The sequence below is a fragment of the Agromyces archimandritae genome (assembly GCF_018024495.1).
Taxonomy (GTDB): Bacteria; Actinomycetota; Actinomycetes; order Actinomycetales; family Microbacteriaceae; genus Agromyces; species Agromyces archimandritae.
Map to the genome: position 1 here is coordinate 2361674 of NZ_CP071696.1, position 25119 is coordinate 2386792.

At 72.1% G+C, this 25119-nt stretch carries 23 protein-coding genes; 9 read left to right on the forward strand and 14 right to left on the reverse strand.

From position 1 onward, the window contains the following. Position 1: 1 nt before the first annotated feature. Positions 2-2206 (forward strand): 3-hydroxyacyl-CoA dehydrogenase NAD-binding domain-containing protein, encoded by a 2205-nt coding sequence (locus G127AT_RS10745; protein WP_210896753.1) that lies wholly within the window; start codon positions 2-4, stop codon positions 2204-2206. Then, positions 2203-3198 (forward strand): NAD(P)H-dependent flavin oxidoreductase, encoded by a 996-nt coding sequence (locus tag G127AT_RS10750; RefSeq protein WP_210896756.1) that lies wholly within the window; start codon positions 2203-2205, stop codon positions 3196-3198. The genes G127AT_RS10745 and G127AT_RS10750 overlap by 4 nt, the downstream gene beginning before the upstream one ends. Before the next feature lie 478 nt (positions 3199-3676). On the opposite strand, the gene G127AT_RS10755 is transcribed toward G127AT_RS10750, so the two are convergent. Together G127AT_RS10755 and G127AT_RS10760 are read right to left on the reverse strand one after the other, a co-directional pair. Then, complete coding sequence (locus G127AT_RS10755) at positions 3677-4360, reverse strand: TetR/AcrR family transcriptional regulator (protein WP_210896758.1); 684 nt, start codon at positions 4358-4360, stop codon at positions 3677-3679. A 52-nt stretch (positions 4361-4412) separates the two neighbouring features. Continuing rightward, the gene (locus tag G127AT_RS10760) at positions 4413-5057 is read right to left on the reverse strand and encodes a histidine phosphatase family protein (protein WP_210896760.1); all 645 of its coding nucleotides are present in this window, start codon (positions 5055-5057) and stop codon (positions 4413-4415) included. A 294-nt stretch (positions 5058-5351) separates the two neighbouring features. Here G127AT_RS10760 and G127AT_RS10765 point away from each other — a divergent pair, with 294 nt between their 5' ends. From G127AT_RS10765 to G127AT_RS10775, 3 genes are all read left to right on the forward strand, one after another. Beyond that, entirely contained in the window at positions 5352-7712 is a 2361-nt protein-coding gene (locus G127AT_RS10765) for a DEAD/DEAH box helicase (protein ID WP_425305855.1), read from the forward strand. 62 nt (positions 7713-7774) lie between these two features. Further along, complete coding sequence (locus G127AT_RS10770; protein WP_210896761.1) at positions 7775-8368, forward strand: RNase H family protein; 594 nt, start codon at positions 7775-7777, stop codon at positions 8366-8368. A gap of 61 nt (positions 8369-8429) precedes the next feature. Continuing rightward, positions 8430-8918, forward strand: a complete 489-nt coding sequence (locus G127AT_RS10775; RefSeq protein ID WP_210896763.1) for a MarR family winged helix-turn-helix transcriptional regulator — start codon at positions 8430-8432, stop codon at positions 8916-8918. A gap of 103 nt (positions 8919-9021) precedes the next feature. Here G127AT_RS10775 and G127AT_RS10780 read toward each other — a convergent pair whose 3' ends face one another. Further along, positions 9022-9942, reverse strand: coding sequence for a prenyltransferase/squalene oxidase repeat-containing protein (locus G127AT_RS10780; RefSeq protein ID WP_210896765.1), 921 nt, complete (start codon positions 9940-9942; stop codon positions 9022-9024). Between the two features lie 472 nt (positions 9943-10414). On the opposite strand from G127AT_RS10780, the gene G127AT_RS10785 reads away from it, so the two are divergent. After that, a complete protein-coding gene (locus G127AT_RS10785; protein WP_244857534.1) occupies positions 10415-10864 on the forward strand; it encodes a PaaI family thioesterase in 450 nt (149 codons plus the stop codon). Between the two features lie 190 nt (positions 10865-11054). On the opposite strand, the gene G127AT_RS10790 is transcribed toward G127AT_RS10785, so the two are convergent. Then, positions 11055-11870: a helix-turn-helix domain-containing protein gene (locus G127AT_RS10790; RefSeq protein WP_210896769.1), complete on the reverse strand. Its 816-nt coding sequence runs from the start codon at positions 11868-11870 to the stop codon at positions 11055-11057. Between the two features lie 335 nt (positions 11871-12205). On the opposite strand from G127AT_RS10790, the gene G127AT_RS10795 reads away from it, so the two are divergent. Both G127AT_RS10795 and G127AT_RS10800 read left to right on the forward strand, forming a co-directional pair. Then, positions 12206-12676 (forward strand): SRPBCC domain-containing protein, encoded by a 471-nt coding sequence (locus tag G127AT_RS10795; RefSeq protein WP_210896771.1) that lies wholly within the window; start codon positions 12206-12208, stop codon positions 12674-12676. A 482-nt stretch (positions 12677-13158) separates the two neighbouring features. Continuing rightward, positions 13159-14373 carry an enterochelin esterase domain-containing protein gene (locus tag G127AT_RS10800; RefSeq protein WP_210896773.1) on the forward strand — a complete coding sequence of 405 codons (1215 nt, stop codon included), beginning with the start codon at positions 13159-13161 and terminating at the stop codon, positions 14371-14373. Between the two features lie 223 nt (positions 14374-14596). Here G127AT_RS10800 and G127AT_RS10805 read toward each other — a convergent pair whose 3' ends face one another. The 5 genes from G127AT_RS10805 to G127AT_RS10825 are packed head-to-tail and all read right to left on the reverse strand — an operon-like array spanning position 14597 to position 19885. Further along, on the reverse strand, positions 14597-15442 hold the full coding sequence (locus G127AT_RS10805) for an ABC transporter ATP-binding protein (RefSeq protein WP_210896775.1): 846 nt from the start codon (positions 15440-15442) through the stop codon (positions 14597-14599). Further along, positions 15439-16248 (reverse strand): ABC transporter ATP-binding protein, encoded by an 810-nt coding sequence (locus tag G127AT_RS10810; protein WP_210896777.1) that lies wholly within the window; start codon positions 16246-16248, stop codon positions 15439-15441. Before G127AT_RS10810 ends, G127AT_RS10805 begins: the two co-directional genes overlap by 4 nt. Beyond that, positions 16245-17219: an ABC transporter permease gene (locus G127AT_RS10815; protein WP_210896779.1), complete on the reverse strand. Its 975-nt coding sequence runs from the start codon at positions 17217-17219 to the stop codon at positions 16245-16247. The genes G127AT_RS10810 and G127AT_RS10815 overlap by 4 nt, the downstream gene beginning before the upstream one ends. Continuing rightward, positions 17216-18277, reverse strand: coding sequence for an ABC transporter permease (locus G127AT_RS10820; RefSeq protein WP_244857535.1), 1062 nt, complete (start codon positions 18275-18277; stop codon positions 17216-17218). Before G127AT_RS10820 ends, G127AT_RS10815 begins: the two co-directional genes overlap by 4 nt. A gap of 6 nt (positions 18278-18283) precedes the next feature. Beyond that, on the reverse strand, positions 18284-19885 hold the full coding sequence (locus tag G127AT_RS10825; RefSeq protein WP_210896781.1) for an ABC transporter substrate-binding protein: 1602 nt from the start codon (positions 19883-19885) through the stop codon (positions 18284-18286). 141 nt (positions 19886-20026) lie between these two features. Between G127AT_RS10825 and G127AT_RS10830 the strand changes: the two genes are divergently transcribed. Continuing rightward, positions 20027-20620 carry an Lrp/AsnC family transcriptional regulator gene (locus G127AT_RS10830; RefSeq protein WP_210896783.1) on the forward strand — a complete coding sequence of 198 codons (594 nt, stop codon included), beginning with the start codon at positions 20027-20029 and terminating at the stop codon, positions 20618-20620. A gap of 3 nt (positions 20621-20623) precedes the next feature. On the opposite strand, the gene G127AT_RS10835 is transcribed toward G127AT_RS10830, so the two are convergent. From G127AT_RS10835 to G127AT_RS10855, 5 genes are all read right to left on the reverse strand, one after another. After that, entirely contained in the window at positions 20624-20974 is a 351-nt protein-coding gene (locus tag G127AT_RS10835) for an avidin-fold protein (RefSeq protein ID WP_244857536.1), read from the reverse strand. A gap of 186 nt (positions 20975-21160) precedes the next feature. Continuing rightward, entirely contained in the window at positions 21161-21985 is an 825-nt protein-coding gene (locus G127AT_RS10840; protein ID WP_342344039.1) for an ABC transporter ATP-binding protein, read from the reverse strand. After that, positions 21975-22748 carry an ABC transporter permease gene (locus tag G127AT_RS10845; protein ID WP_210896785.1) on the reverse strand — a complete coding sequence of 258 codons (774 nt, stop codon included), beginning with the start codon at positions 22746-22748 and terminating at the stop codon, positions 21975-21977. The genes G127AT_RS10840 and G127AT_RS10845 overlap by 11 nt, the downstream gene beginning before the upstream one ends. Then, positions 22748-23593: an ABC transporter permease gene (locus G127AT_RS10850; RefSeq protein WP_210896787.1), complete on the reverse strand. Its 846-nt coding sequence runs from the start codon at positions 23591-23593 to the stop codon at positions 22748-22750. Before G127AT_RS10850 ends, G127AT_RS10845 begins: the two co-directional genes overlap by 1 nt. Continuing rightward, a complete protein-coding gene (locus G127AT_RS10855) occupies positions 23590-24564 on the reverse strand; it encodes an ABC transporter substrate-binding protein (protein ID WP_210896789.1) in 975 nt (324 codons plus the stop codon). The genes G127AT_RS10850 and G127AT_RS10855 overlap by 4 nt, the downstream gene beginning before the upstream one ends. Positions 24565-25119: the final 555 nt, after the last annotated feature.

Genomic DNA, 25119 nt, shown 5'->3' on the forward strand with positions numbered 1-25119 from the left:
CATGACCGACACCATCGAACGGGCCGACGTCGACACGTCCGGCGCCTACACCGGCTACGCCTGGCACCGAGGCGACGACGGCATCGTCGTCGTCACCCTCGACGACCCCGACCACGCCGTCATCACCATGAACCCGCACTACGTCGCCGCCATGCGGGCGACCGTCGACCGCCTCGAGGCCGAACGCGACACCATCACCGGCGTCGTCCTCGCCTCGGCCAAACGCAGCTGGTTCGCCGGCGGCGACCTGAACCTGCTGCGCGCCGCCGACCCCGACAAGGCCGCCGAAGAGACCGCGCACATCGACGCCGTCAAGGCCGACCTGCGCCGCCTCGAACTCCTCGGCAAGCCCGTCGTCGCCGCACTGCACGGCACCGCCCTCGGCGGCGGCTTCGAGGTCGCCCTCGCCTGCCACCATCGCATCGCGCTCGACGCGACGGGCGTGCGCTTCGGCCTGCCCGAGGTCTCGCTCGGGCTCCTGCCCGGCGGCGGCGGCATCACCCGCACCGTCCGTATGCTGGGGCTCCAGCGCGCCCTGTCCGAGGTGATCCTGCCGGCGACCAAGTTCACCCCCGCAGACGCGCTCGCCGCAGGCCTCGTCGACGGGCTCGTCGCCACGGCCGACGAGCTCATACCGGCCGCCAGGGCGTGGATCGCCGCGAACCCGGCACCGGTCAAACCCTGGGACGAACACGGGTTCCGCCTGCCCGGCGGCGCGCCGACCTCGCCGGCCCTGGCCGGCATGCTGCCGGCGATCCCGGCGATGCTCCGCAAGCAGACCAAGGGCGCCCCGATGCCGGCCCCGCGGGCGGCGATGGCCGCCGCCGTCGAAGGCGCCTACGTCGACTTCGAGACCGCCTCGAAGGTCGAGACCCGTGCGCTCGTCGGCCTCACCCACGGGCAGGTCGCGAAGAACATGATCAAGGCGTTCTTCTTCGACCTGCAGCACATCAACGCCGGCGGCTCGCGCCCCGCGGGCATCCCGAAGCGTGCCGTGACGAAGCTCGGCGTGCTCGGCGCCGGCATGATGGGCGCCGCGATCGCCTACGTGTCGGCGAAGGCCGGCATCGAGGTCGTGCTGAAAGACGTCTCGGCCGACGCCGCCGACCGGGGCAAGGACTACGCCCGCGGCCTCGAGGCCAAGGCGCTCGCGCGAGGAAAGACGAGCCCCGAGGCGTCCGAGGCGCTCCTCGCACGCATCCACCCGACAGGCGATGCCGCCGACTTCGCCGGCGTCGACTTCGTCATCGAGGCCGTCTTCGAGTCGCCCGAGGTCAAGCAGGGGGTGTTCCGAGAGATCCAGGATCTCGTGGAGCCCGACGCCGTGCTCGGCTCGAACACCTCGACCCTGCCGATCACCCTCCTCGCCGAGGGCGTCGAGCGCAGCGCCGATTTCATCGGCGTGCACTTCTTCTCGCCCGTCGACAAGATGCCGCTCGTCGAGATCGTGCGGGGCGCCGCGACGAGCGACGAGACCCTCGCACGCGCCTTCGACTACGTGCTGCAGATCAAGAAGACCCCGATCGTCGTGAACGACCGGCGCGGCTTCTTCACCTCGCGGGTCATCGGGCAGTTCATCGCCGAGGCCGTCGCCGCCGTCGGCGAGGGCGTCGAACCCGCCTCGGTCGAGCAGGCCGCACTGCAGGCCGGGTACCCCGCCGGAGCCCTGCAGTTGCTCGACGAGCTGACGATCTCACTGTCGCGCAAGATCCGCCTCGAGACCCGCGCGGCCGAGGAGGCCGAGGGCCGCACCTGGGTCGAGCACCCCTCCGAGGCCGTCATGGACTGGATGGTGGTGGATGCCGACCGGCCCGGCCGCAAGGCGGGCGCCGGGTTCTACGACTACGACGAGCAGGGCAAGCGGATGCGGCTGTGGCCTGGGCTGCGCGAACGATACGGATCCGGCCGAACCGTGCTGCCGCTCATCGACCTGCAGGAGCGGATGCTCTTCGCCGAGGCCCTCGACGCGATCGACTGCCTCGACAGCGGGGTGCTGACGAGCGTGCCCGACGCGAACATCGGCTCGATCTACGGCATCGGCTTCCCCGCCTGGACAGGCGGGGTGCTGCAGTACGTCAACCAGTACGAGGGGGGCCTGGCCGGATTCGTCGCCCGCGCCCGCGAGCTCGCCGCCGTCTACGGCGACCGCTTCCTGCCGCCGGCCTCCCTCGTGGCCCGCGCCGAGACCGGGGAGGTCTACGAATGAGCCTCACGACGCGCTTCACCGAGGCGATCGGCATCGAGCATCCGATCGTGCAGGGCGGCATGATGTGGGTCGGCCGCGCCGAGCTGGCCGGGGCCGTCTCGGAGGCCGGCGGCCTCGGCATCATCACGGCCCTCACCCAGCCGACCCCCGCCGACCTCGTGAAGGAGGTCGAGCGGGCCCGGCGCCTGACCGACAAGCCGATCGGCGTGAACCTCACGATCCTCCCCTCGATCAACCCGCCGCCCTACGACGAATACCGGCGGGCGATCGTGGATGCGGGCGTCACCATCGTCGAGACCGCCGGGTCGAGCCCCGAGCCGCACATGGAGATGTTCCGGGAGCACGGCATCAAGGTCATCCACAAGTGCACGAGCGTGCGGCACGCCCTGAAGGCCGAGAAGCTCGGCGTGACCGCCGTCTCGATCGACGGTTTCGAATGCGCCGGGCATCCGGGCGAAGACGACGTGCCCGGCCTCGTCCTCATCCCGGCCGCGGCCGACGCCCTCTCCATCCCGTTCATTGCCTCCGGCGGCTTCGGCGACGGGCGCGGCCTGGCCGCAGCCCTCGCGCTCGGCGCCGACGGCGTCAACATGGGCTCGCGCTTCATGTGCACCGTCGAATCGCCCATCTCGCAGACGGTGAAAGAGCGCATCGTCGAGGCGAGCGAGCTCGACACGAACCTGATTTTCCGGAGCCTCCGCAATACCGCCCGGGTCGCGAAGAACGCCGTCAGCGACGAGGTCGTGGAGATCCTGGCCGCCGGCGGGCAGTTCCCGGACGTGCAGCCGCTCGTCGCCGGTGCCCGCGGCCGCAAGGTCTTCGAGGACGGCGATCTCGACGCCGGCATCTGGACCGTCGGCCTCGTGCAGGGCCTCATCCGCGACATCCCGAACGCGGGCGAGGTCGTGCGACGCATCGTCGCCGACGCCGAGGCGGTGCTTCGGGCCAAGCTCGCCCTCTTCGGCGAACCGGCGGTCGCCCCCGTCGGTTGAGGAGGCGCGAAGCGCCGTATCGCCGGTTGAGTAGGCGCGAAGCGCCGTATCGAAACCCCTTGGTCTCGATACGCTCCTGCGTCGCTACTCGACCGGCGGACCGCGCCGACCCCGCTGGTTGAGTAGGCGCGCAGCGCCGTATCGAAACCCTCGGTCTCGATACGCGACTGCGTCGCTACTCGACCGGCGGACCGCGCCCACCCGCTGGTTGAGTAGGCGCGCTAGCGCCGTATCGAAACCCGGTGCCGCGGGGGTCTCGATACGCGACTGCGTCGCTACTCGACCGGCGAGGGCGCGCCCACCCCGCCGGTTGAGGAGGCGCGCTAGCGCCGTATCGAAACCCGGTGCCGTGGGGGTCTCGATACGCGACTGCGTCGCTACTCGACCGGCGAGGGCGCGCCCACCCGCCGGTTGAGGAGGCGCGCTAGCGCCGTATCGAAACCCGGTGCCGTGGGGGTCTCGATACGCGACTGCGTCGCTACTCAACCGGCGGGGGTGCGCCGAGGCCGTGCCGGACGAGTTCCTGGGTGGCGGCGACGAGGTCTTCGAGGGTGCGGTGCCTGGGGTTCCACCATTCCGCCGCCCAGTTCATCGCGCCGAGCAGCAGGAACCGCGACACGGTCACATCCAGATCCGCCCGCAGCTGCCCGGCCTCCTGCGCCGCGATGAGCAGATCGCGCCAGAGCCGCGCGTATGCGGCCTCCTCGGCCGCCGATTTCGCGCGCAGCTCCTCGGGCACCTGGTTCGCGTTGCGGATGGATGCCGTCGTGTAGTCCGAGATCGCCAGCTCGTAACGCAGGTGCTCCTCGACGGCCTTCAGGATGCGCTCCAGCGGGGTCGCCTCGGTCGGCAGCGCGTCGAGTTCGGCGACGACATGCGCGTGCACGCGCGCCGCACCGACCCACATGACCTCTTCGATGAGTTCGTCGCGCGAGGCGAAGTGGTAGTAGATCGCCGGCGCCTGCACGCCGGCGTGCGCGGCGACGTCGGCGAGGCGCGTGCCGGCGTAGCCTTTGCGGCTCAGGACGTGCGCGGCGGCGTCGAGGATGCGTTCGCGGGTGCGGGCGGATTTCGTGGGGGCGGGCTTGGCGGCATCGGGTGCGGATGCCGCGGCGCCCCGCACCTCGGGGGCGTCACCGGCATCCACTCGCGCTCGCTCCATGGTTTCGAATCTTAGTTAAATTCGATGCCGGCCGCACCGTCTGGCGCAGGATTCAGGGGCCTGCGCTCCAGGGCGGCACGTCGTAGCCGAGGAGGCGGATGCGGGGCCGGTGCACCGCGCGCGACTCCGTCGCCCACGGGTAGACGACCGTGGTGACGGTGCAGTTGCCGAGCACGGGCAGCAGGTCGCGGTAGCCGTCCGGATCCATGCCGGCGAGTTCGCAGAACAGCAGCCGGATGAGGGTGGCGTGGGCCACGATGAGCACCCGCCCGTCGGGGAACTCCTCGGCGAGTTCGTTGAAGACCGGCAGTGCGCGGGCGACGCCGTCGCGCCCGCTCTCGCCGCCGGGGAACGGCTGCGTGGCCGGCGCTTCGCGGAACGCAGCCCACGCTTCCGGAAGCCGCGCTTCCAGTTCGGCGGGGGAGAGCCCCTCGGCCTCGCCGAAGTCGATCTCGGTGAGCCGGGCATCCACTCGCAGCTCGAGGCCGGTGGTCTCGGCGGACGGGGCCGCCGAGCGCTTCGCGCGACTGAGGGGCGAGGCGACGATCGCGTCGAGCGCGGCATCCACCGCCCACGCCCCGAGGGCGGCCGCCTGCCCGAGGCCGTGCCGGGTGAGCGCCACGTCCGAGTTGCCCGCGTAGCGATGCTCGGCGTGCCAGACCGTCTCGCCGTGCCGTGCGAGGAAGAAGGTCGTCATTCCGCCAGGCTACGCCCCGGCGCCCACGGCATCCGCGCACGGGCATCCACCGCGTCGCATCCGTGCGCGGCATCCGGCCCCGCCGCCTGGTGCCCGCCGCTTGCTACGGCGGTCGCGCCTGCGCTCCGCCGGGGGAACCGGCCGAGACGCCGCGCGCATCCGCCGCACGACGGCGTTTCGGCCGGGTTCCCCGACGGGCGGATGCCGCGCCGGCCGGAGCGTCAGGGGCCGACGGCTCGCGGCGGTGGGACCCGCACCGGTGTTCCCACAGGGCGAGCGACTACCGTTGAGTGCATGAGCGCAATGGATGCCCAGAACGAGGCGGATGCGCCACAGAACGATGCGGCGACCGCCGAGCCGGCGGAGGCTACGTCGGCCGAGCCGACTACCGAGCCGACGAGCGAGTCGACGAGCGAGTCGACCGCTGGGCCGACCGAGGCCGCGCCGGCCGAGTCGACCGAGCCGGCGGCGACCGACGCCGAACCGTCCGACGCGGAGTCGTCGCCCGCTGAACCTGCCGCGACCCAGGATGCGCCGCCCGCGTCCGAGTCGCCGTCCGTGCCCGAGGACGCCGGCTTCGCCGGCCTCGGCCTCGACGACCGCGTCCTGAAGGCCCTGAAGGACGTCGGCTACGAGACGCCGTCGGCGATCCAGGCCGCGACGATCCCGCCGCTGCTCGCCGGCCGCGACGTGCTCGGCACCGCCCAGACCGGCACGGGCAAGACGGCCGCGTTCGCGCTGCCGATCCTGTCGCGACTGGATCCCGCGCAGAAGGCCCCGCAGGCCCTCGTCCTCGCGCCCACCCGCGAGCTCGCCCTGCAGGTGTGCGAGGCGTTCGAGCGGTACGCCGCACACCTTCGCGGCGTGCACGTGCTGCCCGTGTACGGCGGCCAGGGCTACGGCGTGCAGCTGTCGGCGCTCCGGCGCGGCGTGCAGATCGTCGTCGGCACCCCGGGCCGCATCATGGACCACCTGGACAAGGGCACCCTGGATCTCTCCGAGCTGAAGTACCTCGTGCTCGACGAGGCCGACGAGATGCTGAAGATGGGCTTCGCCGAGGACGTCGAGACGATCCTCGCCGACACCCCCGACGACAAGCAGGTCGCCCTGTTCTCGGCGACGATGCCCCCGGCGATCCGCCGCATCTCGTCGCGGTATCTGAACGACCCCGAAGAGATCAACGTCAAGGCGAAGACGACGACCTCGGCGAACATCGCCCAGCGCTACCTCGTCGTCTCGTACGCCCAGAAGGTGGATGCCCTGACGCGCATCCTCGAGGTCGAACCCTTCGACGGGGTGATCGTCTTCGTCCGCACGAAGAACGAGACCGAGACGCTCGCCGAGAAGCTGCGGGCGCGCGGCTACTCCGCCGCCGCGATCTCGGGCGATGTCGCGCAGGCGCAGCGCGAGCGCACCGTGAACCAGCTGAAGGCCGGCAAACTCGACATCCTCGTCGCCACCGACGTCGCCGCCCGCGGCCTCGACGTCGACCGCATCAGCCATGTCGTCAACTACGACATCCCCATCGACACCGAGTCCTACGTCCACCGCATCGGCCGCACGGGCCGCGCCGGCCGCTCGGGCGAGGCGATCAGCTTCGTCACGCCTCGCGAGCGCCGCCTGCTGAACTCGATCGAGCGGGCGACTCGGCAGCCGCTCACGCAGATGCAGCTGCCGAGCGTCGACGAGGTCAACGCGACCCGCCTGGCGCGTTTCGACGACGGCATCACCGCCGCGCTCGGCGAGACGAACCGCATCGAACGGTTCCGCGAGATCATCGCTCACTACGTCGAGCACCACGACGTTCCGGAGGCGGATGTCGCAGCCGCCCTCGCCGTGCTCGCCCAGGGCGAGGAGCCGCTGCTGCTCTCGCCGGAGGACGACCGCCCGTTCCGCGAGCAGCGCCGACGCGACGACCGCGCCGGCGGCCGCGACGACCGCTTCGACCGCGGCGACCGCTTCGATCGCGACGACCGCGACCGCCGACCGGACCGCCGTGCCCGGCCCGCGTCGGGCTTCGCGAACTACCGCATCGCCGTCGGCCGGCGCCAGCGGGTGGATCCGCGCCAGATCGTCGGCGCCCTCGCCAACGAGGGGGGCCTGCGCCGCGAGGACTTCGGCGCGATCGACATCCGCCAGGACTTCTCGCTCGTCGAGCTGCCCGCCGACCTCCCGCAGGAGGTCTTCGACCGGCTCGGCGGCACGCGCATCAACGGCCGGCCCATCGAGCTGCGTGTGGATCGCGGCCGCCCCTCGCGGGCCGACCGCGGCGGGCGTTCCGACCGGGATCGTTCCGACCGCGACGGGGATCGCGGAGGCCGATACGGGCGCGACGGCGACCGCGGGGGCCGATACGACCGGGATGCGGATCGCGGCGGCCGATACGGCCGGGATCGCGACGGGGACCGCGGCGACCGATACGGCCGGGATCGCGACGGCGACCGGGGCGGCCGATACGGCCGGGATCGCGACGGGGACCGCGGCGACCGGTACGATCGCGGGGGCCGATTCGAACGCGACGACCGCCGTCGCGACGACCGGAGCGACCGCGACGATCGCGCCGACCGCCGGGACGACCGGGATCGCCCCGAGGCCCGCGACCACGATGACCGCCCGGCCCGCAAGCCCCGGCACAAGCCCTCGCGCGACGCCTGAGCGGGCCGTTCGCGCGACCCGCCATCCACCCGCCCCGATCCACCCGACCCCCAGGAGCACCTGTGACGATCACCGCAGCCGCCGACGGATCCGCCCTCGGCAACCCCGGGCCCGCCGGCTGGGCCTGGTACGTCGACGAGGGCACGTGGGCGGCCGGCGGCTGGCGGCACGGCACGAACAACATCGGCGAACTGACGGCGGTGCTCGAGCTCTTCCGCGCGACCGCCCACCGCGACGAGGACCTCGTCATCCTCTGCGACAGCCAGTACGTCATCAACTCGGTCACGAAGTGGATGCCGGGCTGGAAGCGCAAGGGCTGGCGCAAGGCAGACGGCAAGCCCGTCATGAACGTCGAGATCCTGAAGCAGCTCGACGAGGCGATCCAGGGGCGCCGCTACCGCTTCGAGTGGATCCGCGGCCACACCGGACACCCGCTGAACGAAGCCGCCGACGAGCGTGCCCGCGGGGCGGCGATCGCCTACCAGCGCGGTTCTGCGGTGGATGCCGGACCGGGCTTTCCGGGCGAGCCGCGCAGGGCGGTCGCGCCGGGCGGAGCGGATGCCGGTGCGCAGCCGCATGCCGCCGCGCCGGATGCCGCCGCTCCGGGCGCCGGTCGTACCGGCGGCCCGTCGGCCCCCGCGGCGACGCTCTTCTGAGCGGGCGCCCGCGGCATCCGCACTCCGCGGCGCACGGAGTGCGAGCCGGTACCTTCGGAGTATGGATGCGAGCCAACGCGATGACGAGGTCGATCTGCTGATCGACGCCTGGTCGCGGCGACTGCCCGCCGTCGACCTCACGCCCCTCGACGTCATGTCGCGCCTGCGCCGTGCGGCGAACCGTCTCGCGAAGCTGCGCGGCGAGGCGTTCAAGTCCGCCGGGCTCGCCGCATGGGAGTTCGACGTGCTCGCCGCCCTCCGTCGTGAGGAGCCGCCGCACGAACTCAGCCCGGCCCAACTGATCGCGGCGACGATGATCGGCAGCGCCGCGATGACGAACCGCATCGAGAACCTCGTGCGCCGCGGGCTCGTCGAACGCCGCCCGAACCCCCGCGATGGGCGCAGCGTGCTCGTCCGCATCACCGCCGAGGGAGTGACGCGGGTCGACGAGGCGATGCGCGGACTCGCCGAACGCGAAGCGATCGAGCTCGCCGAACTCACCGCCCAGGAGCAGGCGACGCTCGCCGCCCTCCTCCGTCGCCTCGCGTAGGCAAGCTGCTCGCGCAGGCACCTGCTCGCGCACGCACCCGCTCGCGCAGTAGGCGTCGCGTCGGCGGCGGTCCGCGTGGACGGCGGCTCGGCGCGGCTGCGCCCTATCGCGCCCAGTCGAGCACGCGTAGCGCGCGCAGGGTGTTCCACGGGCTGGGGCGGCCTTCCGGGGCATCCACCGCGAAGTAGACCTCGCCCTCCCACGGCGCACCGGCCGGCCATGGTCCGTCGGCGTCGCGGGCGTGCAGGAGGAGTTCGATGGCCGGGCCGATGCGGGGGTCGGGCGGATCGCCGGTGCCGCGGAAGTAGTCGAGGGCGCGCAGCACGTCGTACGTCCAGTACGGCGGGAACGCGAAGTTCGCGTACCGCGGCAGCACGATCTCGCCCGTGCTGAGCCGGCGGTAGAGGTTGCGTTCCAGCAGGTACTCCTCGCCGCGGCGGCGTGCCGTCTCGACGTCGGGGCGGGTGGATGCCGTGGCCCGCTCGAACTCGGCGAGCCCTTCGAGCACGCACAGCGTCGAGTCGAACGAGGAGCGTTGCGACTCGGGGGCGTCGCAGTTCCATCCGCCGTCATCGAGCTGCTCCGACAGCAGCACGTCGATGAGACGGTCGGCGCCGTCCAGCACCCCGAAATACGCGCCGAGGGCGAGCACGCCGCCGTTGATGCAGGCTTCGACCTCGCCCTCGAAGTACGGGAGCCCGCCCTCCTGCTCGCGCCAGTGCACGCCGGTGCGCACGCGTTCCACGGCCTCGCGCACCGGCGCTTGGGCGGGGTCGATCCCGAGGCGGCGCAGCAGGTGCAGGGTCCAGGTGACGCTCCGCCGGTCGCCGTTCTCGCCGTAGACGTCGCCGCCCCAGCATCCATCGGCCGGCTGCAGGGCGAGCAGACGCGCACCCCAGCCCTCCGTGGCGACCTTCGCCCGTTCGGCGGCCACCTCGGCCGGCGGCGAACCGCCCAGGTCGCGCATCGCCTGCCACCGGATCGAGGGGTCCTCCGCCTCGAGCAACCACGCCACGGTATCCATGCGCCCATCCTGCCCGCCCCCACCGACACTCCCCGCCCGCCCCGCCGCCCGCGCTCGCCCCGCCGCCCTCTCCTCCTGCGCATTCGCCGCCCCTTCCTCCTGCGCAATGCAGGAGCGCAGTCGTGTCGCGGGCGGTGCTGCCGCATCGCAGGGTGCGACACACCGTGTGCGTTCCTGCATTGCGCAGAAGTGCGACGCCCGGAGTGCCGGCCCGACCACCGCGCCGCCGGATGCCGGTGGTGGCCCGGCGGAGGTCGACCGGCGGCGGCCCGTCCGGCGGCGGCCCGTCCGACGGCAGCCCGTCCGGCGGCGGCCCGACCGGCGGCCGACCGGTGCCCGGAGGTGCCCGACCGGCGCCCGGAGGTGCCCGACCGGCGCCTGGCCGATGCCCGACCGGCGCCCGGCCATTTGGCCGAACCGCACAACGGGTTCGCACCGGCATCCATTCGCGGGCATGATCGTGCCCATGCGCATGACCCCGAGACGACTCGCCGTCGGCATGAGCCTGTGGATCCCGAACCTGTTCAGCGGCATCCGCGTCAGGCGGTTCGCCGACGACTGGACGAGCGCCGACGTCGAACTGCACGTCAACGTCTTCACCCGCAACTTCGTGAAGACCGCGTTCGGCGGTTCGATGTCGGCGATGACCGACCCGTACTACTTCATGCTCGTCATGCACCAGCTCGGCCGCGACTACATGGTGTGGGACACGCGCGGTGAGATCGAGTTCGTCAAGCCGGGCCGCGGTGTGCTGTCGGCGCATTTCGAGGTGCCCCGAGCCAAGGCCGAGGAACTGCGCGAGCGTGCCCGCGGGGGCGCGAAAGTCCTCGAATGGTTCGAGACCGAGATCACCGACCGGGAGGGCGACGTCGTCGCCCGCGTGCGACGAGAGGTCTACGTCCGCGAGAAGCGTCGCGCCTGACGCGGCCGAGGCGGCGAGACGCGAGGTCTACGTCCGCGAGAAGCGTCGCGCCTGACGCGGCCGAGGCGGGCGGAACGTCGCGCGTGACGCGGCCGACCGGGCTTCGGTGGGCGGCCGGGCCTGACGCGCCCGGGGTCTCGCGGAGCGCCCGGCTTCAGGGCCCGGTGCGGGTCTCGCGGAGCGCCCGGCTTCAGCGCTCGGCGCGGGCCTCGCGAGCGTAGCGGCCGGGCGGCACGCCGATGACCGTGCGGAACTCGCGCGTGAAATGCGCCTGATCGGCGTATCCGATGGATGCGGCGAGTTCGGCCAGCGGCGGATGCCCGGGCTCGGCGAGCCGCGCGGACGCCTCCTGCAAGCGGTAGCGGCGGATCAGCCACTTCGGTGTGAGCCCGAGCTCCTCGCGGACGAGGCGTTCGAGCCGGCGCACCCCCGTCCCGGCGATCTCCGCGAGCTGCTCGACCCGCACGATGCCGCGGTCGTCCTCGGCGCGCGCCACGAGCTCGCGTACGAGCCGCGCCCGGGGCGCCGGTTCGAGACCCAGCCCGCCGAGCCAGCGCTCGAACGTCGCGATCGCGGCATCGTCGTCGCCGCCCGCTATGGATGCCGCGACGCCCGCCGCCATCCGCTCCGCGCCGGGGGCGGACACCGGCGCCGATCGGCCGATCAGCTCGCGCGGCGCGATGCCGAGCAGCGCGCGGGCCGTGCCGGGTTGCAGCAGCACGCCGAACGCCCACCCGTCGCCCTCGAGTGCCCGGGTCGACATCCCGGGCGAGGGGCCGTGCACGATCGCGCGCCGATCGCCCGATTCGACGACGAGGTTCGTCGACGGATACTCGAGCACCCGCTGCGCGACGCTCGCCCCGGGCGGCAGCCGCCAGCGGGGGATCCAGACGTGCCGCACGAGCTCCGCGAGCCCGGGCGCGGGCGGGCGCCGGCTCATGCGCACCGGCTGCCGGTCGTCGCCGTCGACGGCGAGCGCGGGCTGCCCCGGCTGTGCGGCAAGCACCCCGCGACTCCTCGGCGCGCCCGCGCGCGCCCGCCAGTGCCGGTCGTCCATGGCCCCAGTATGGATACCCCCACCGACATCGCCCGCCGCGCCCGGCGGCATCCACTCGCGCCGCCACGACAGGCTGGGACGCGCCCCACCGTCACGGAAGCAGGCCATCCCGTCGCCGGTGCGGTCGATTCGGCCTGTTTCGGTGCCACCCGGTCGATTCGGCCTGCCTTTCGCGCCGCCCGCCCCGCGCCGCCGCCCGGCCCCGCGGCCCCCGCCGCCCGACACCGCCCCCGCTGTCGCGTTCGTGCAAGACGGGCGCCCCGCGGCATCCATACCGTCGGAGCATGACCGAAATCGCAGAAGACACCGCATTCGAATCCACCTTCTTCGTCGCCGCCGAGCCGCAGACCGTGTGGGACGCGATCACGGGCGACGCCGGCAATCGCGCCGTCATGTGGGGCAGCGTGCTGCGCGGCGAACTCGCCCCCGGCGGTCGCTACGAGTACGTCGGCCCGGGCGAGGACGGCGCGGAGACCGTGCACGTCTACGGCGAGGTGCTGCAGGCCGAGGCGCCGCGCATCCTGCAGCTCGTCGAGCACCCCGGGCCGAGTTACCGCGACAACCACGCCGAACTCACCAGCCGGATGACCTGGCGGATCGAGCCGGCCGGGCCCGGCCTGTCGAAGGTCGTGTTCACGAACGACGAGTGGAGCCCCGGCAACCCCGCCCGCGAGCATACGAGCGAATCGTGGCCGCTCGTGCTGTCGAGCTGGAAGAGCTACATCGAGACGGGCCGCGCCCTGCCGATGGGCTGAGTTCCGGGGTGTGGATGCCGTGGCGCGCGGCCGCGTCGGCGCGCCGCTGCCCGGTCGGCGACCCGCAGGAGTGCCGATCTCCCGTGAACGCTCGCCCAGGAGTGCCGATCTCCCGTGAACGCTCGCCCAGGAGTGCCGATCTCCCGTGAACGCTCGCCCAGGAGTGCCGATCTCCCGTGAACGCTCGCGTAGGAGTGCCGATCTCCCGCAGGAGTACCGAAATCCCGGCACTCCTGCGGGAGGTTCGCACTCCTGCATGCTGAGGTCGGGACGTGGTGCGCGGGTCCAGGTGTGGATGCCGGAGGGCACGGACGCCGAGCGTCGAAGCCCGAGCGCATGGCTGCCCCGGCGCGCCGATGCCAGGTCGGCGACCCGCAGGAGCGCCGATCTCCCGGTGGAGTTCTCGAATCCCGGCACCAGGAGATCGGGCCTTCGAGGGCGAGTTCGGCCGCGCCCCAGCGGCGCCGCCTAGCATCGAGGGCGTGCATCCGGCATCCACCCCCGAACCCGCGCAGGCGCCCACAGGCGGCCCCGACCCCTCGCGCGGCATCGTGCGGGTGCCGAATCCGCCGATCGCGGAGGCCGGCCCGCCGCGCATCGGGGAACGCGTCGTGCGAGGCGGGCGTGCGTACCGCGCGGTGACGTTCTCGTGGGCGGATGCCGACCCGCGCGCCCGCGTGCTGCTCCACGTCAACGGGCTCACCGATCAGCATCGTGCCGATGTGACGCCGGCGCTTCTGGAACGGGTCGCGCCGGGGGTGCTCGCGGCGACCGTCCTCATCGACGAGCGGGCGGCGGCCAGCTACCGCTTCGCGAGCGATCCGGAGCTGCCGGTGGATGCCGGCCGCACGCGCGACGGCTGGCGCCGGGTGCACCGTCTCGGCGTCCCAGATCCGCATGGCGCCGAGCGCATCCCGAACCCCCTCGGCGACGCCTCGTCCGTGCTTACGATGCCGGCCGCGCCCGTGCACCCGGCCTGGGCGGCCGGCGCGCCCGTGCGCACACCCGGCACGCTCCGAACGCTCGTCGCGCACGACCCCGAGCACGGCCCGCGCAGCATCCGGGTGTGGATGCCGGAGGGCGCCCGCCCCGGCCGCCTGCTCGTCCTGTTCGACGGCGAGACCTGGCATGGGCTGGGCATCGCCGACGCCCTCGTGCGCCGCGAGGGTCCGCCGTTCGCCGTCGCCCTGGTCGATGCGATCTCGCTCGATGTGCGCGCCCGCCAACTGCCCGATCCGGTCGCCGCCGCCGCGCTGCTCGAGACGCAGGTGCTGCCCGCGCTCGCCGGGGCGGGCATCCGGTACGCCGCGGAGCACACGGTCGTGTCGGGGGAGAGTTTCGGCGGGCTCGCCGCAGCGGGCATCGCCATCACGCGCCCGGATCTCGCCGGCACGGCGATCGCCCGCAGCGGCTCCTTCCACTTCCGGGCCGACGCCGCGGATCCGGGCGGGCGCCCGGGCGCCGCGGGGGAGCCGGGCACGGGCGACCTCGCCGCGCGGCTCGACCGGCATCCGCCCGCCGCACGGCTCATGCTGAGCGCCGGCGACTGGGAACCGGTCATCGCCCCGCACGCCCGCCGCTTCGCGGAGCTCGCCGCCGCGCGCGGCTTCGACGCCGCCTTCACGCCCTATGCCGGCGGGCACGACTACGCGTGGTGGCGGCACGAACTCTTCCGCAGCCTCGACGCCCTCCGCTGACGCGCACCCGGGCGCGCGTCCGCGCCGCACCCCGCGGAACGTGAGTGGACAAGAATGCAGGGTGCGGGCGCGGCGCAACCCTGCATTCTTGTCCACTCACGGTGCGATGGGCGTCGTCGTCGATTCGTCACCGAGGAACAGTGCGAGTGGGCGTCGACTGTCGAGAGTGACGAATCGACAGCGGCCAGGGCGCGGCGTAGGGACGCGCGCCGCGCCCGGCCCGCTATGCGCCGGTGTACACGGCCGGGGCGTCCGCCCAGGCGGCGCGTTCCTCGGTGCTGGGCGCGCGAGGGATGCGCCCGGCGCCGTCCGGTTCGGGCACCGCCGCGAGCAGGGCCCGAGTGTACGGATGCGTCGCGCCGGCCCAGACGCGGTCGGTCGGCCCCGACTCGACGACGCGGCCCGCGTACATCACGTGGACGTCGTCGGCGATGCGGCGGACGACCGCGAGGTCGTGCGAGATGAACAGCATGCCCGCGCCGATCTCGGCGACGAGGTCGCGCATGAGCTGCGCGACGCTCGCCTGCGTCGACGCGTCGAGGGCGGAAATGGGTTCGTCGGCGACGAGGAGGCGGGGTCGGGCGGCGAGCGCACGGGCGATCGCGATGCGCTGCTTCTGCCCACCGGAGAACGCGTGCGGGTAGCTGGCGACGGCCGCCGCCGGAAGGCCGACGCGTTCGAGCCACTCCTCGGGGGTGCCCGGCTGCTGTCCTCGCGCCGCGGCTGCGCGGGCGCCGTCGGCGATCTGATCGCCGATGCGGCGCCTGGGGTTCAAGGAGGTCGACGGGTCCTGGAACACCATCTGGATACCGGTGAACGCACCCGTCCGGCGTCGCAGCCCGAGCGGCGGCACGGGGGCGCCGTCGAAGCGCACCTGGCCCTCGGCGGGCCGTTCGATGCCGACGACGGCGCGTGCGAGGCTCGACTTGCCCGATCCGCTCTCCCCGACGAGGGCGACGGTGCGACCGGTGCCGACTTCGAGGGAGACGCCGTCGACGGCGGTCACGGGCGGGTGCCCGGGGTAGCGGACGACGAGCCGTTCCACGTCGAGGACCCGGGTCCCGGTCATCGGCCGGCCTCCTGTTCGCTGCCGTCGCTCCCGCCCCGGCCCGAGCCGGGCAGGGCGGCGAGCAGCTGACGGGTGTAGTCGTGCTCCGGCGCGGTGAAGAGGGCCGCGCGCGGTTGCGACTCGACGATGCGGCCGTCGCGCATGACGGCGACGTCGTCGGCGATCGCGCTCATCACGCCGAGGTCGTGGGTGACGAGGAGCATGGCGAGCGAGCGTTCGACGGCGAGTTCGCGCAGCAGGGCGAGGATGCCGGCCTGCACGGTCACGTCGAGGGCGGTCGTCGGTTCGTCGGCGAGCAGCACGTCGGGGTCGCAGGCGAGCGCGGACGCGATGGCGATGCGCTGACGCTGCCCGCCCGAGAACTGGTGCGGGTACCTCCGCAGCGCCGCTGCCGGATCGGGCAGCTGCACCCGGTCGAGGAGCGCCTCGGCGCGGGAGCGAGCGGCGGCCCGACCGAGCCCGAGGTGGGTACGGATGTGGTCGGTCAGCTGGTGGCCGACGGTGAGCTGCGGGTGCAGCGCTGACGAGGGATCCTGGAACACCATCGCGATGCGGCGCCCGCGGATCGCGTTCAGGCGTCGCCCGGGCAGACCGAGCAGTTCGGTCTCGTCGAGGCGGATCGAGCCCGACACCCGCATGCCCCGCGGGAGCAGCCCGAGCACGGCGAGGGAAGTGAGGGTCTTGCCCGATCCGGATTCACCGGCGAGGCCCTGCACCCGACCGGGCCGCAGCTCGAGGTCGACACCGCGGACGAGGGGGCGGCCGCCGTGCTCGATGCGGAGGTCGTCTATGACGAGTGCGCTCATGAACGACCTCCGTCGGGTCCGGCCGCCGGCAGCCCGGGCGCGAGCGGCGAGGCGCCGGCGGACTCGGCGGCCTCGACCGCCCCGTCCGAAGCCGGCCCGGTCGCGATCTCGCGTGCAACTTCGGAGGCGGGGTCGAGCACGTCGCGCAGCGCATCGCCCAGGAAGTTGAACGCCAGGACGACGGTGAGGATCGCCAGGCCCGGGAAGAGGCCGAGCCACCAAGCGTCGAAGTTCTGCATGGCCGAGGAGATCATCGAGCCCCACTCCGCCGTCGGCGGTTGCGCGCCGAGGCCCAGGAAGGAGAGCCCGGAGAGCAGCAGGATGGCAGTGCCGACGTCGAGGGTTGCGAGCACGACCACCGGGCCGGCGATGTTCGGCAGGATGTCGCTCCAGAGGCTGCGGAGCGGCGAGTGCCCGAGGAGGCGACCGGCGACGACGTAGTTCTGTGAGCGGAGCGAGAGCACGATACTCCGGGTGAGTCTCGCATATTGCGGCCACGACACGACGACCGCCGCGATGACGGCGTTGTACAGCGACGGCCCGAGCGACGCCGTGACGACCATCGCGAGGATCACGGTGGGGAAAGCCATTACGAGGTCGGTGACGCGCATGAGCACCTCGTCGATCCAGGCGCCGAAGTAGCCGGCGACGGCCCCGACGACCGTGCCGATGACGAGGGCGGCGACGACGAGGATGAGTGAGAGCGGAATCGTGACGGTCGCTCCGCTCATGAGGCGCGAGAAGACATCGCGTCCGGTGCCGTCGGTTCCGAGGATCGTGGCGACGCCGGGCTCCTGCAGGCGCGGCAGCACCTGTGCGTTCGGCGGGTACGGCACCCACCACTGCGCGGTGAAGGCGATCACGATCCATACGATGACGATGACGGCCCCGATGATGCCGAGGGGGCTGCGCCAGGCTTGGGGCCAGCGGCGAGCGGTCCAGCGTGCCGGGCGGGCGGGACGAGTGGTCATGCGAGTCTCACCCTCGGGTCGAGCACGCCGTAGAGGAGGTCCACGATGAGGTTGATGACGAGGTAGACGAGCCCGACGACGAGGCCGACGCCCATGATGGCGCTGAGGTCGAGGTTCGCGGCCGCGTTGTACGCGTACGTGCCGAGGCCGGGCCAGGCGAACACCGATTCGACGAGCACCGTTCCCGACAGCAGCGCCCCGAAGGCGACGCCGGTGACGGTCAGGATGGGCAGGGCCGCTCCTCGGAGCACGTAGTCGAAGACGACGCGGGCGCCCGAGAGCCCCTTGGCCCGTGCGGCCCGCACGTAGTCGCTCGAAAGCACCTCGAGCACGGCGGTGCGGATGAAGCGGGTCAGCAGCCCGGTGGTGACGAGCGAGAGCACGAGCACGGGCAGGGCGAGGTGTGCGAGGGCGTCGAGGAAGCCCACCGGGTCGCCGTTCAGCAGGTAGTCGACCGTGTAGAGGCCGGTGATCGTCGGCGGTGGCGTGATCGCGGGTGAGATGCGGCCGGAGCCGGGCGCGATGCCGAGCTGGAGGAAGAAGAACGAGAAGCACAGCAGCGCGAGCCAGAACGTCGGGATGCTGAGGCCGACGAGGGTCACGACGCGAACGATCTGGTCGGTGACGAGCCCGCGGCGATAGGCGGCCAGGGTGCCGAGGAGGATGCTCAGGGCGAGGCTCACGACGATGGCGCAGACGGCGATCTCGAGGGTCGCCGGCACCGCGGTCGCGAGGTCGGCGGAGACGGGCCGACCGGTCACGATCGAGCGGCCGAGGTCGCCCTGCAGGAGATTGCCCATGTACAGGAAGTATTGGGCGACGGCTGGCTGATCGAGCCCGTGCTCGCGGATGAAGGCCTCGCGCGTGGCCGGGTTCTGGGATGCGCCCTCGCCGAGCGCGGCCGAGACCGGGTCGCCCGGCACAAGATTCGTCAGCGCGAAGGTCACGATCGTCACGCCCACCATGAGCAGGATCGACGTTCCGAGCCGGCGCAGGAGGAACCCGGCCAGGGGAGACCCGGCCGGGCGCCTGCGCGTCGTGGGTGCGGCGGTGCTCACGCGAGCTCAGCCGGCGGGCGTGATCTCGGCGATGTCCACGTCCCAGACCGAGTTGTACACGGCTCCCGCGACGGTGTCGGCCGTGGCGATGTTGCGTCCCGGGACGATGAGCGGTACGAACGGGCCGTCCGCCTGCATGGCCTCGGCGAACGCCGTGAAATCGGCGGTGCGCGTCTCGGGGTCGGTCGCCGAGGCGGCGGTCGCAGCCAGGCCGGCGATCTCGGGGTTCGCGTCGGCGGCCCAGCCGGCGCGGAGACCGACCTTCAGACCCGGAGCGAACGGCAGGAAGTTCGCCGAGTCCGCATAGTCGGGGCCCCAGAACCAGAGGCCGAATCCCTCGGTGCCGTTGACGTAGGCGTCGAGCTCCGTCGCGAACGGGGCAGGCGCCAGTTCGACGTCGAGGCCGATGCCGGCGAGCTGGTCTTGGATCCGCTCGGCGAGCGGGGTGAATTCGACGCCGCCGACGGGGTAGTCGTTCGGGAACTGGAGGGTGAGCTTCTGACCCGCGTAGCCGGATTCGGCCAGGGCCGCCTTCGCACGCTCGAGGTCCTGGGCGACGCCGTCCTCGAGGGCGCCTTCGAAGCCGGTCGGGATGACGCCGGTGGCCTGCGTGGCGCCGGCCCCGGCGAGCTCGAGGAGCGCGTCATAGTCGAGGCCGTAGCGGATCGCCTCCGCGATCTTCACGTTCGCCAGTTCGCCGGCGATATCGGCCGACTGGTTCAGCAGCAGGAAGATCGTCTGGCCCGACGGCACCGAGTCGACCGTGAAGCCGTCGCCGAGGCCCTCGACCTGGTCGCCGTTCAGGTCGAGTGCGACCATCGAGTCGCCGCCTTGCAGGTTGATGAGCTGCGTGGCGCTCTCGGTGACGTTGCGGATGACGACGCGGTCGTAGGCCGACTCCTCGTCGCCGTTGTACTTCTCGTTCTTCGTGAGTACGATCTGCGAGGTCAGGTCGAGCGAGTCGAGCACGAACGGACCGGAGCCGGCCGACTCGCCGTCGAGGAACGACTGGGCGCTGTCGTCGGCGTCGCCGCTGCCGCCGTTGGCCTGGGCGACTCCGGCGTTGACGATACCGAGGGCCGGGTTGGCGAGGATCGCCGGCAGCTGCAACAGCGGCGTCTCGGTCGTGAAGCGAACGGTCTGCTCGTCGACGGCCTCGATGGTGATGCCGTTCAGCAGGAAGTTCGGCTTCGCCTCGGCCATCCCCTGTACGCGGGTGAGCGAGTAGACGACGTCGTCGGCGGTGATGGGGCTGCCGTCCGAGAAGACCCGTCCGTCTTCGAGGGTGAAGGTGAACTCGGTGGCCGCGTCGTTCTCCGTCCAAGTCGCGAGCCCGGGCACCGGGGTGGACACGTCGGAGCCTTCGAAGTCGACGAGGGTCTCGTAGAGCGCTTTGGCGAGCATGTTGCCCGTCGGGTCGTACGTGTGGCCCGGGTCGGCGGTCTCGATGGAGAACGCGGTGTCGATGACGAGGGAGCCGGCGGCGGCTCCTTCGTCGTCCTTCGTGGCCGAGTTGCCGCCGGAGCAGCCGGCGAGGACGAGAGCCGTGGCCGCAGCGAAGGCCACGGCGGCGGCGGAGCGGGTGCGGAAGCGGGCGGAAGCGCGCATGGGACCTCCTGGTGCAGGGTCGACGTCGCCGATGGATGCTGTGGACGACGAGCGTTAGAGTGTCACGAACCGACGCGATATGTCCAATATCAGCCGTCATCATGTGAAGCGATGTCGCGGCGGAGGGGAGAAGGCGGCAGAATGTCCACTCGCGAACCGGGTACGGGTCAGGTTCCTGGACGAAGTGCGCAGGCCCTCGACGACGTCGCGTACGAGATCCTCGGCGTGCTCCGCGAGCACGGGCGGATCTCGATCGCCGCCCTCGCCGAGCGCGTCGGCATCTCGCGCGCCAGCGCGTATGCGCGCGTCGAGGCCCTCACCCGCGACGGCGTCATCACGGGCTTCTCGGCCCGGGTCGACCCGGGCCGCGCCGGTCTGGCGATCTGCGCGCTCGTCTTCGTCACGATCCATCCGCAGGCCTGGGGCGTCTTCCGCGCTGCGCTGGCCGAAATGCCCGAGGTCGAGTACTGCGCGATCACGACCGGCGAACACGATGCGATGCTGCTCGTGCGTGCGACCGATGTCGCCGGAATCCACGATTTCGCGACGGGGGTGGTCGCGCAGGTGCCGGCGGTGAAGGCGGTCGTCAGCGTCGTCGTCCTCGACGAGGTGATCCGCTTGCCGTACGTGCTGCCGACGGATGTTCCGGCGCGGCCGGACATCGCGCGGCTCGGCATGACGAGATGGACCCCCGCGGCCGCGGGCCGCGACGGGTTCCCGCCGCGGGGGGCGTAGCCGTCAGGCGACTTCGACGCACACGCTCAGCTGCGGCCTGCCGTCCGCCTCGTAGTGCTCGACGAGGCGCAGTACCCCGGCCTCCGACTCGATGTCGCTCTCCCCGGTGCCGGTGACGACTTCGCCGCCGGCGGCGAGCACGTGGCCGAAGCTGATGGCGATGCGGTCGCCCTCGCGGCGCCCGACGAAGCGCCCGAGAGCGACGGTGTCGCCCGTGTATTCGCCCCAGACGAGGCCGTCGCGTTCGCGGTAGCGGAAGATGCTCGGGGCGTCGGGGTCGACGGCCGAGGTCGTCGACGAGACCATGCGGAACCGGCGGCCGTCCAGCGACGGCTGTCGTGCAGAAGCGTTCACCCAGCCGATTATGCCCGCATGACGCGGTCGCCTCCCGCGCCGCCCCCCTGTGCCCGGCACCCCGCGGAACGTGAGTGGACAAGAATGCAGGGTGCGGGCGCGGCGCAACCCTGCATTCTTGTCCACTCACCTGCGGGGGCGCGGTGAGCGGGGGCGGGCGGGGCGGGAGGAGGGGAGAGAGCGCGCCTACGCGGCGCGGCCCGCCTCGGCCTTCGCGCGCTGGATCTCCTCGAAGACGTGGGTGCGCAGCTCGGCGAACTCGGGCAGGGAACGGGTGCGGAGCTGGTCGCGCTCGCCGGGCAGCTCGATGCGCACGTCGTCCTGCACGACGGTGGGGGCCGCCGAGAGCACGATGACGCGCTGGCCGAGGTAGACGGACTCGTCGATGTCGTGGGTGACGAAGAGGATGGTGATGCCGAGCTCGCGCCAGATCTTCAGGACGAGGTCTTCGAGGTCGGCGCGGGTCTGCGCATCCACTGCGGCGAAGGGCTCGTCCATCAGCAGCACTTCGGGGCGGTAGGCGACGGCGCGGGCGATCGCGACGCGTTGCTGCATGCCGCCGGAGAGCTGCCACGGGTATTTGGCGCCGGCGTCGGCGAGGCCGACCTGTTCGAGGGCTTCGGCGGCGCGCGCCCGGCGTTCGGCCTTCGGCACGCCCGCGCTCTTCAGGGGGAGCTCGACGTTGGCCGACACGCTCATCCACGGGAAGAGGCTGCGGCCGTACTCCTGGAACACGACGGCCATCGTCTTCGGCGGGGCCGTGATGTCCTTGCCGTGGAGTTCGAGCACGCCCGCGGTGCGCGGCAGGAGGCCGGCGACGCATTTCAGGAGCGTCGTCTTGCCGGCGCCGGAGGGGCCGACGATGCAGGCGAGCTGGCCGGCGGGCACCTCGAAGGTGAGGTCGCGGATGGCTTCGAAACCGCCGCCGGCGGTCGGGTACACCTTGCGGAGCCCGGCGACCTTGAGCATGGCCCCCTCGTGGGCGGGGGTGGACGTCGTGTCAGCTTTCACGCTGCACCTCTCTCAGACCGTAGTACCAGCGCAGGATGCGTCGTTCGACGACGCGGAAGACGAGGGCCAGCCCGAGCCCGATGAGCCCGAGCACGAGGATGCCCGACCACATCTCGGGCACCGCGAAGGTGCGCTGGAACTGCACGATCGTGAAGCCGAGGCCGGAGGAGCTGTAGAACATCTCCGAGATGACCATGAGGATGAGGGCGATCGACAGGGACTGCCGCACGCCCGCGAGGATCTGCGGGCTCGCGGCCGGCAGGGTGAGGTAGCGGAGCCGGTCGAGGCGGCGGATGCCGTAGCTCGCGCACGTGTCGCGTTGCACCTCGTCGGTGGCGCGCACGCCTTCGACGGTGTTCAGCAGGATCGGCCAGATCGATCCGGAGACGATCACGATGACCTTCATGAAGTCGTTGATGCCGAGGAAGAGCATGAGCAGCGGGATGAGCACGACGGGCGGCACGGCGCGGAAGAACTCGAGCAGGGGCTCGGTGAGCTGCCGCAGCCGTTTGACCGAGCCGATGAGGATGCCGAGGCCGACGCCGAGCACGATCGCGAGGACGATGCCGACGAGGAGGCGCCCGAGGCTCGGCAGGATGTCCTGCTGGAATCGGGGGCCGAACCAGGTGTCGACGAAGGTGGTGACGAGTTCGCCGGGGGTCGGCGCGAAGAAGCTCGTGGTGCCGATGGTCGCCCACCACCACCAGAGGATGAGGAGGACGGGCAGGGCGAGCAGGTAGGCGAGGTTCTTCAGGGCGGTCATCACACGAGCTCCGTCCGCACCGAGGTGTGCCATTTCAGCGCTCGTCGTTCGACGAGGCGGGCCAGGAGGTTGATCGCCACGCCGATGAGGCCGGTGGCGAGGATGAGCGCGTACATCGCGGTCACGTCGCCGCCGTCTTTGGTGTCGGCGATCTGCTTGCCGAGGCCGGGGGTGCCGATGACGAGTTCGGCGGTGATCGCGAGGACGAGGGCGACGGTCGCGGCAAGGCGGATGCCGGTCATGAGGTAGGGCAGGGAGGTCGGCCAGACGACGTGGACGATGCGCTGCCAGCGGTTCAGGCCGTAGCTCTTCGCGGTGGCGTCGGCGACGGGGTCGACGTCTTGCGTGCCGTAGATGACCTGGATGAGCACCTGCCAGAACGAGGCGTAGACGATGAGCAGCAGGCTGGATTCGATCTTGATGCCGAACAGCAGCACGGCCAGGGGGATGAGGGCGACGGAGGGGATGGGGCGCAGGAACTCGATCGTCGAGCGGGTGGCGTGCTCGAGGAAGCGGCTGGATCCGATGGCGAAGCCGAGCACGGCGCCGGCGACGATCGAGATGGCCAGGCCGATCGCCCAGGCGGTCATGGTTTCGCCGACGTCGCGCCAGAAGGCGAGGTCGCGCAGGTATTCGGCGAAGCGGATGACGACGCTGTGGGCGGGCGGGAGGAACCGGGGGTCGACGAGGCCGGTGAGGCTGACGAGTTCCCAGACGAGGAGGAAGACGATGACGCCGGCGAGGCCGAGGAGGCTGCCGAGGGCGGCGCCCGGGCGGCGGCGCGATGGCCGTCGCTCGGGCGCCGCGGGGGCGACCGTCGGGGGTTCGGTCGTGCTCACGGTCAAGGCAGCAGGGCGTCCAGGTCGGGTGCGGCGGTGAGGGCGCCGTACTTCACGGCGTCGTCGCCGAGCTTGGCTGCGGCGTCGCGGTCGATCTCGCTCGGGTACTTCGGCAGCACCATCTTCGCCAGCACCTCGGCGTCGGTCTTCGTGTAGGTGCCGATGATGTCGCGCACGGCGTCGGAGTCGTCCTGCGCGGCCTTCAGGGACTTGGCCATCGCCTGCTGGAAGGCTTCGACGATCTCGGGGTTCTCGTCGGCGTAGGCCGCGGTGGTGAAGTAACTGGCGATGTCGAGGCTGTCGTCGAATTCGGCGTAGGCGTAGCTGACCACCCGGTCGCCGGCTTCGAGGGCGGCGGTGACGAAGGGTTCGACGACGAATCCGGCGTCGACCTGGCCGTTCTCGACGGCGGCGATGGTGTCGGGGAAGGCGACTTCGACGAATTCGGCGGTGGATCCGTCGCCGCCTGCGGCGTCGATGGCGGCGCGGGTGACGACCTCGTTGATGTTGCCGACGGTGTTGCTGGAGATCTTCTTGCCGGCGAGGTCGGCGGGGGACTGGATGGGGCTGTCGGCTGTGACGATGACGGCGCCCATGTCGGCGGAGGTGTCGCCGGTGGTGGCCACGGCCGCCGAGACCGACTTCAGGCCGAGGCCCTTCTCGTTGGCGACCATGAGCGAGAGCATGTTGCTGAAGCCGAACTGGTAGTCGCCGGCGACGACGGCGGGGGCGATGGCCGCGCCGCCGGTGGCGGTTTCGATGGTGAGGTCGAGGCCGGCGTCTTCGAAGTAGCCGAGGGATTCGCCGAGGTAGAGGGCTGCGGTGTCGGCGACCGGCATGAGCCCGACGGTGATGGGCGTGAGCTCGCCGCCGCCGTCGGAGGGCGCGGCGGAGCCGCCGGCGTCGGAGTCGGTGCAGCCGGACAGGGCCAGGACGGCGGCTGCCGCGACCGCGAGGGTGCGCAGGGTGTGCTTCATGTCACTCCGTTGTGATCGGACGGCCGGCGGGTGCCGGGCCGTGGTGCGAACCGAACTGGGGCGACCTTACGACCACCGAGGAATCGCTGTCAATTCCGGCGACGAAATTGTCAGCAATCCGGGGAACGCCGGTCCTGACGAGACTACGACGGGCCGGCCGACGCCGTCCCGCGCGAGCGGAAGGGATGCACGAATCGCCGGATCCGGCGATTGAGGAGGCGCGCCAGTGCCGTATCCGCCGGTTGAGGAGGCGCGCAAGCGCCGTATCGAAACCTCGCACGGATCGCCGGGAGCGCGCGATCCGCCGGTTGAGGAGGCGCGCCAGCGCCGTATCGAAACCTCGTGAGCGTGCTCGCCGGAGCCGGGCAGGCGCCTCGCCGGGTTTCGATACGCTCGTTCCTCGCTACTCAACCGCCGGGTTTCGATACGGCGCCGGGGGCGCCTACTCAACCGGCGGGTTTCGATACGGCGCCGGGGGCGCCTACTCAACCGGCGGGTTTCGATACGGCGCCGGGGGCGCCTCCTCAACCGGCGGGTGGGGGAGGCGACCGGCGG

Coding starts and splice junctions, on each gene's coding strand:
- G127AT_RS10745 (WP_210896753.1), top strand. CDS start 2: ATGACCGACACCATCGAACGGGCCGACGTCGACACGTCCGGCGCCTAC.
- G127AT_RS10750 (WP_210896756.1), top strand. CDS start 2,203: ATGAGCCTCACGACGCGCTTCACCGAGGCGATCGGCATCGAGCATCCG.
- G127AT_RS10755 (WP_210896758.1), bottom strand. CDS start 4,360: ATGGAGCGAGCGCGAGTGGATGCCGGTGACGCCCCCGAGGTGCGGGGC.
- G127AT_RS10760 (WP_210896760.1), bottom strand. CDS start 5,057: ATGACGACCTTCTTCCTCGCACGGCACGGCGAGACGGTCTGGCACGCC.
- G127AT_RS10765 (WP_425305855.1), top strand. CDS start 5,352: ATGAGCGCAATGGATGCCCAGAACGAGGCGGATGCGCCACAGAACGAT.
- G127AT_RS10775 (WP_210896763.1), top strand. CDS start 8,430: ATGGATGCGAGCCAACGCGATGACGAGGTCGATCTGCTGATCGACGCC.
- G127AT_RS10780 (WP_210896765.1), bottom strand. CDS start 9,942: ATGGATACCGTGGCGTGGTTGCTCGAGGCGGAGGACCCCTCGATCCGG.
- G127AT_RS10785 (WP_244857534.1), top strand. CDS start 10,415: ATGACCCCGAGACGACTCGCCGTCGGCATGAGCCTGTGGATCCCGAAC.
- G127AT_RS10795 (WP_210896771.1), top strand. CDS start 12,206: ATGACCGAAATCGCAGAAGACACCGCATTCGAATCCACCTTCTTCGTC.
- G127AT_RS10805 (WP_210896775.1), bottom strand. CDS start 15,442: ATGACCGGGACCCGGGTCCTCGACGTGGAACGGCTCGTCGTCCGCTAC.
- G127AT_RS10810 (WP_210896777.1), bottom strand. CDS start 16,248: ATGAGCGCACTCGTCATAGACGACCTCCGCATCGAGCACGGCGGCCGC.
- G127AT_RS10815 (WP_210896779.1), bottom strand. CDS start 17,219: ATGACCACTCGTCCCGCCCGCCCGGCACGCTGGACCGCTCGCCGCTGG.
- G127AT_RS10825 (WP_210896781.1), bottom strand. CDS start 19,885: ATGCGCGCTTCCGCCCGCTTCCGCACCCGCTCCGCCGCCGCCGTGGCC.
- G127AT_RS10830 (WP_210896783.1), top strand. CDS start 20,027: ATGTCCACTCGCGAACCGGGTACGGGTCAGGTTCCTGGACGAAGTGCG.
- G127AT_RS10845 (WP_210896785.1), bottom strand. CDS start 22,748: ATGACCGCCCTGAAGAACCTCGCCTACCTGCTCGCCCTGCCCGTCCTC.
- G127AT_RS10855 (WP_210896789.1), bottom strand. CDS start 24,564: ATGAAGCACACCCTGCGCACCCTCGCGGTCGCGGCAGCCGCCGTCCTG.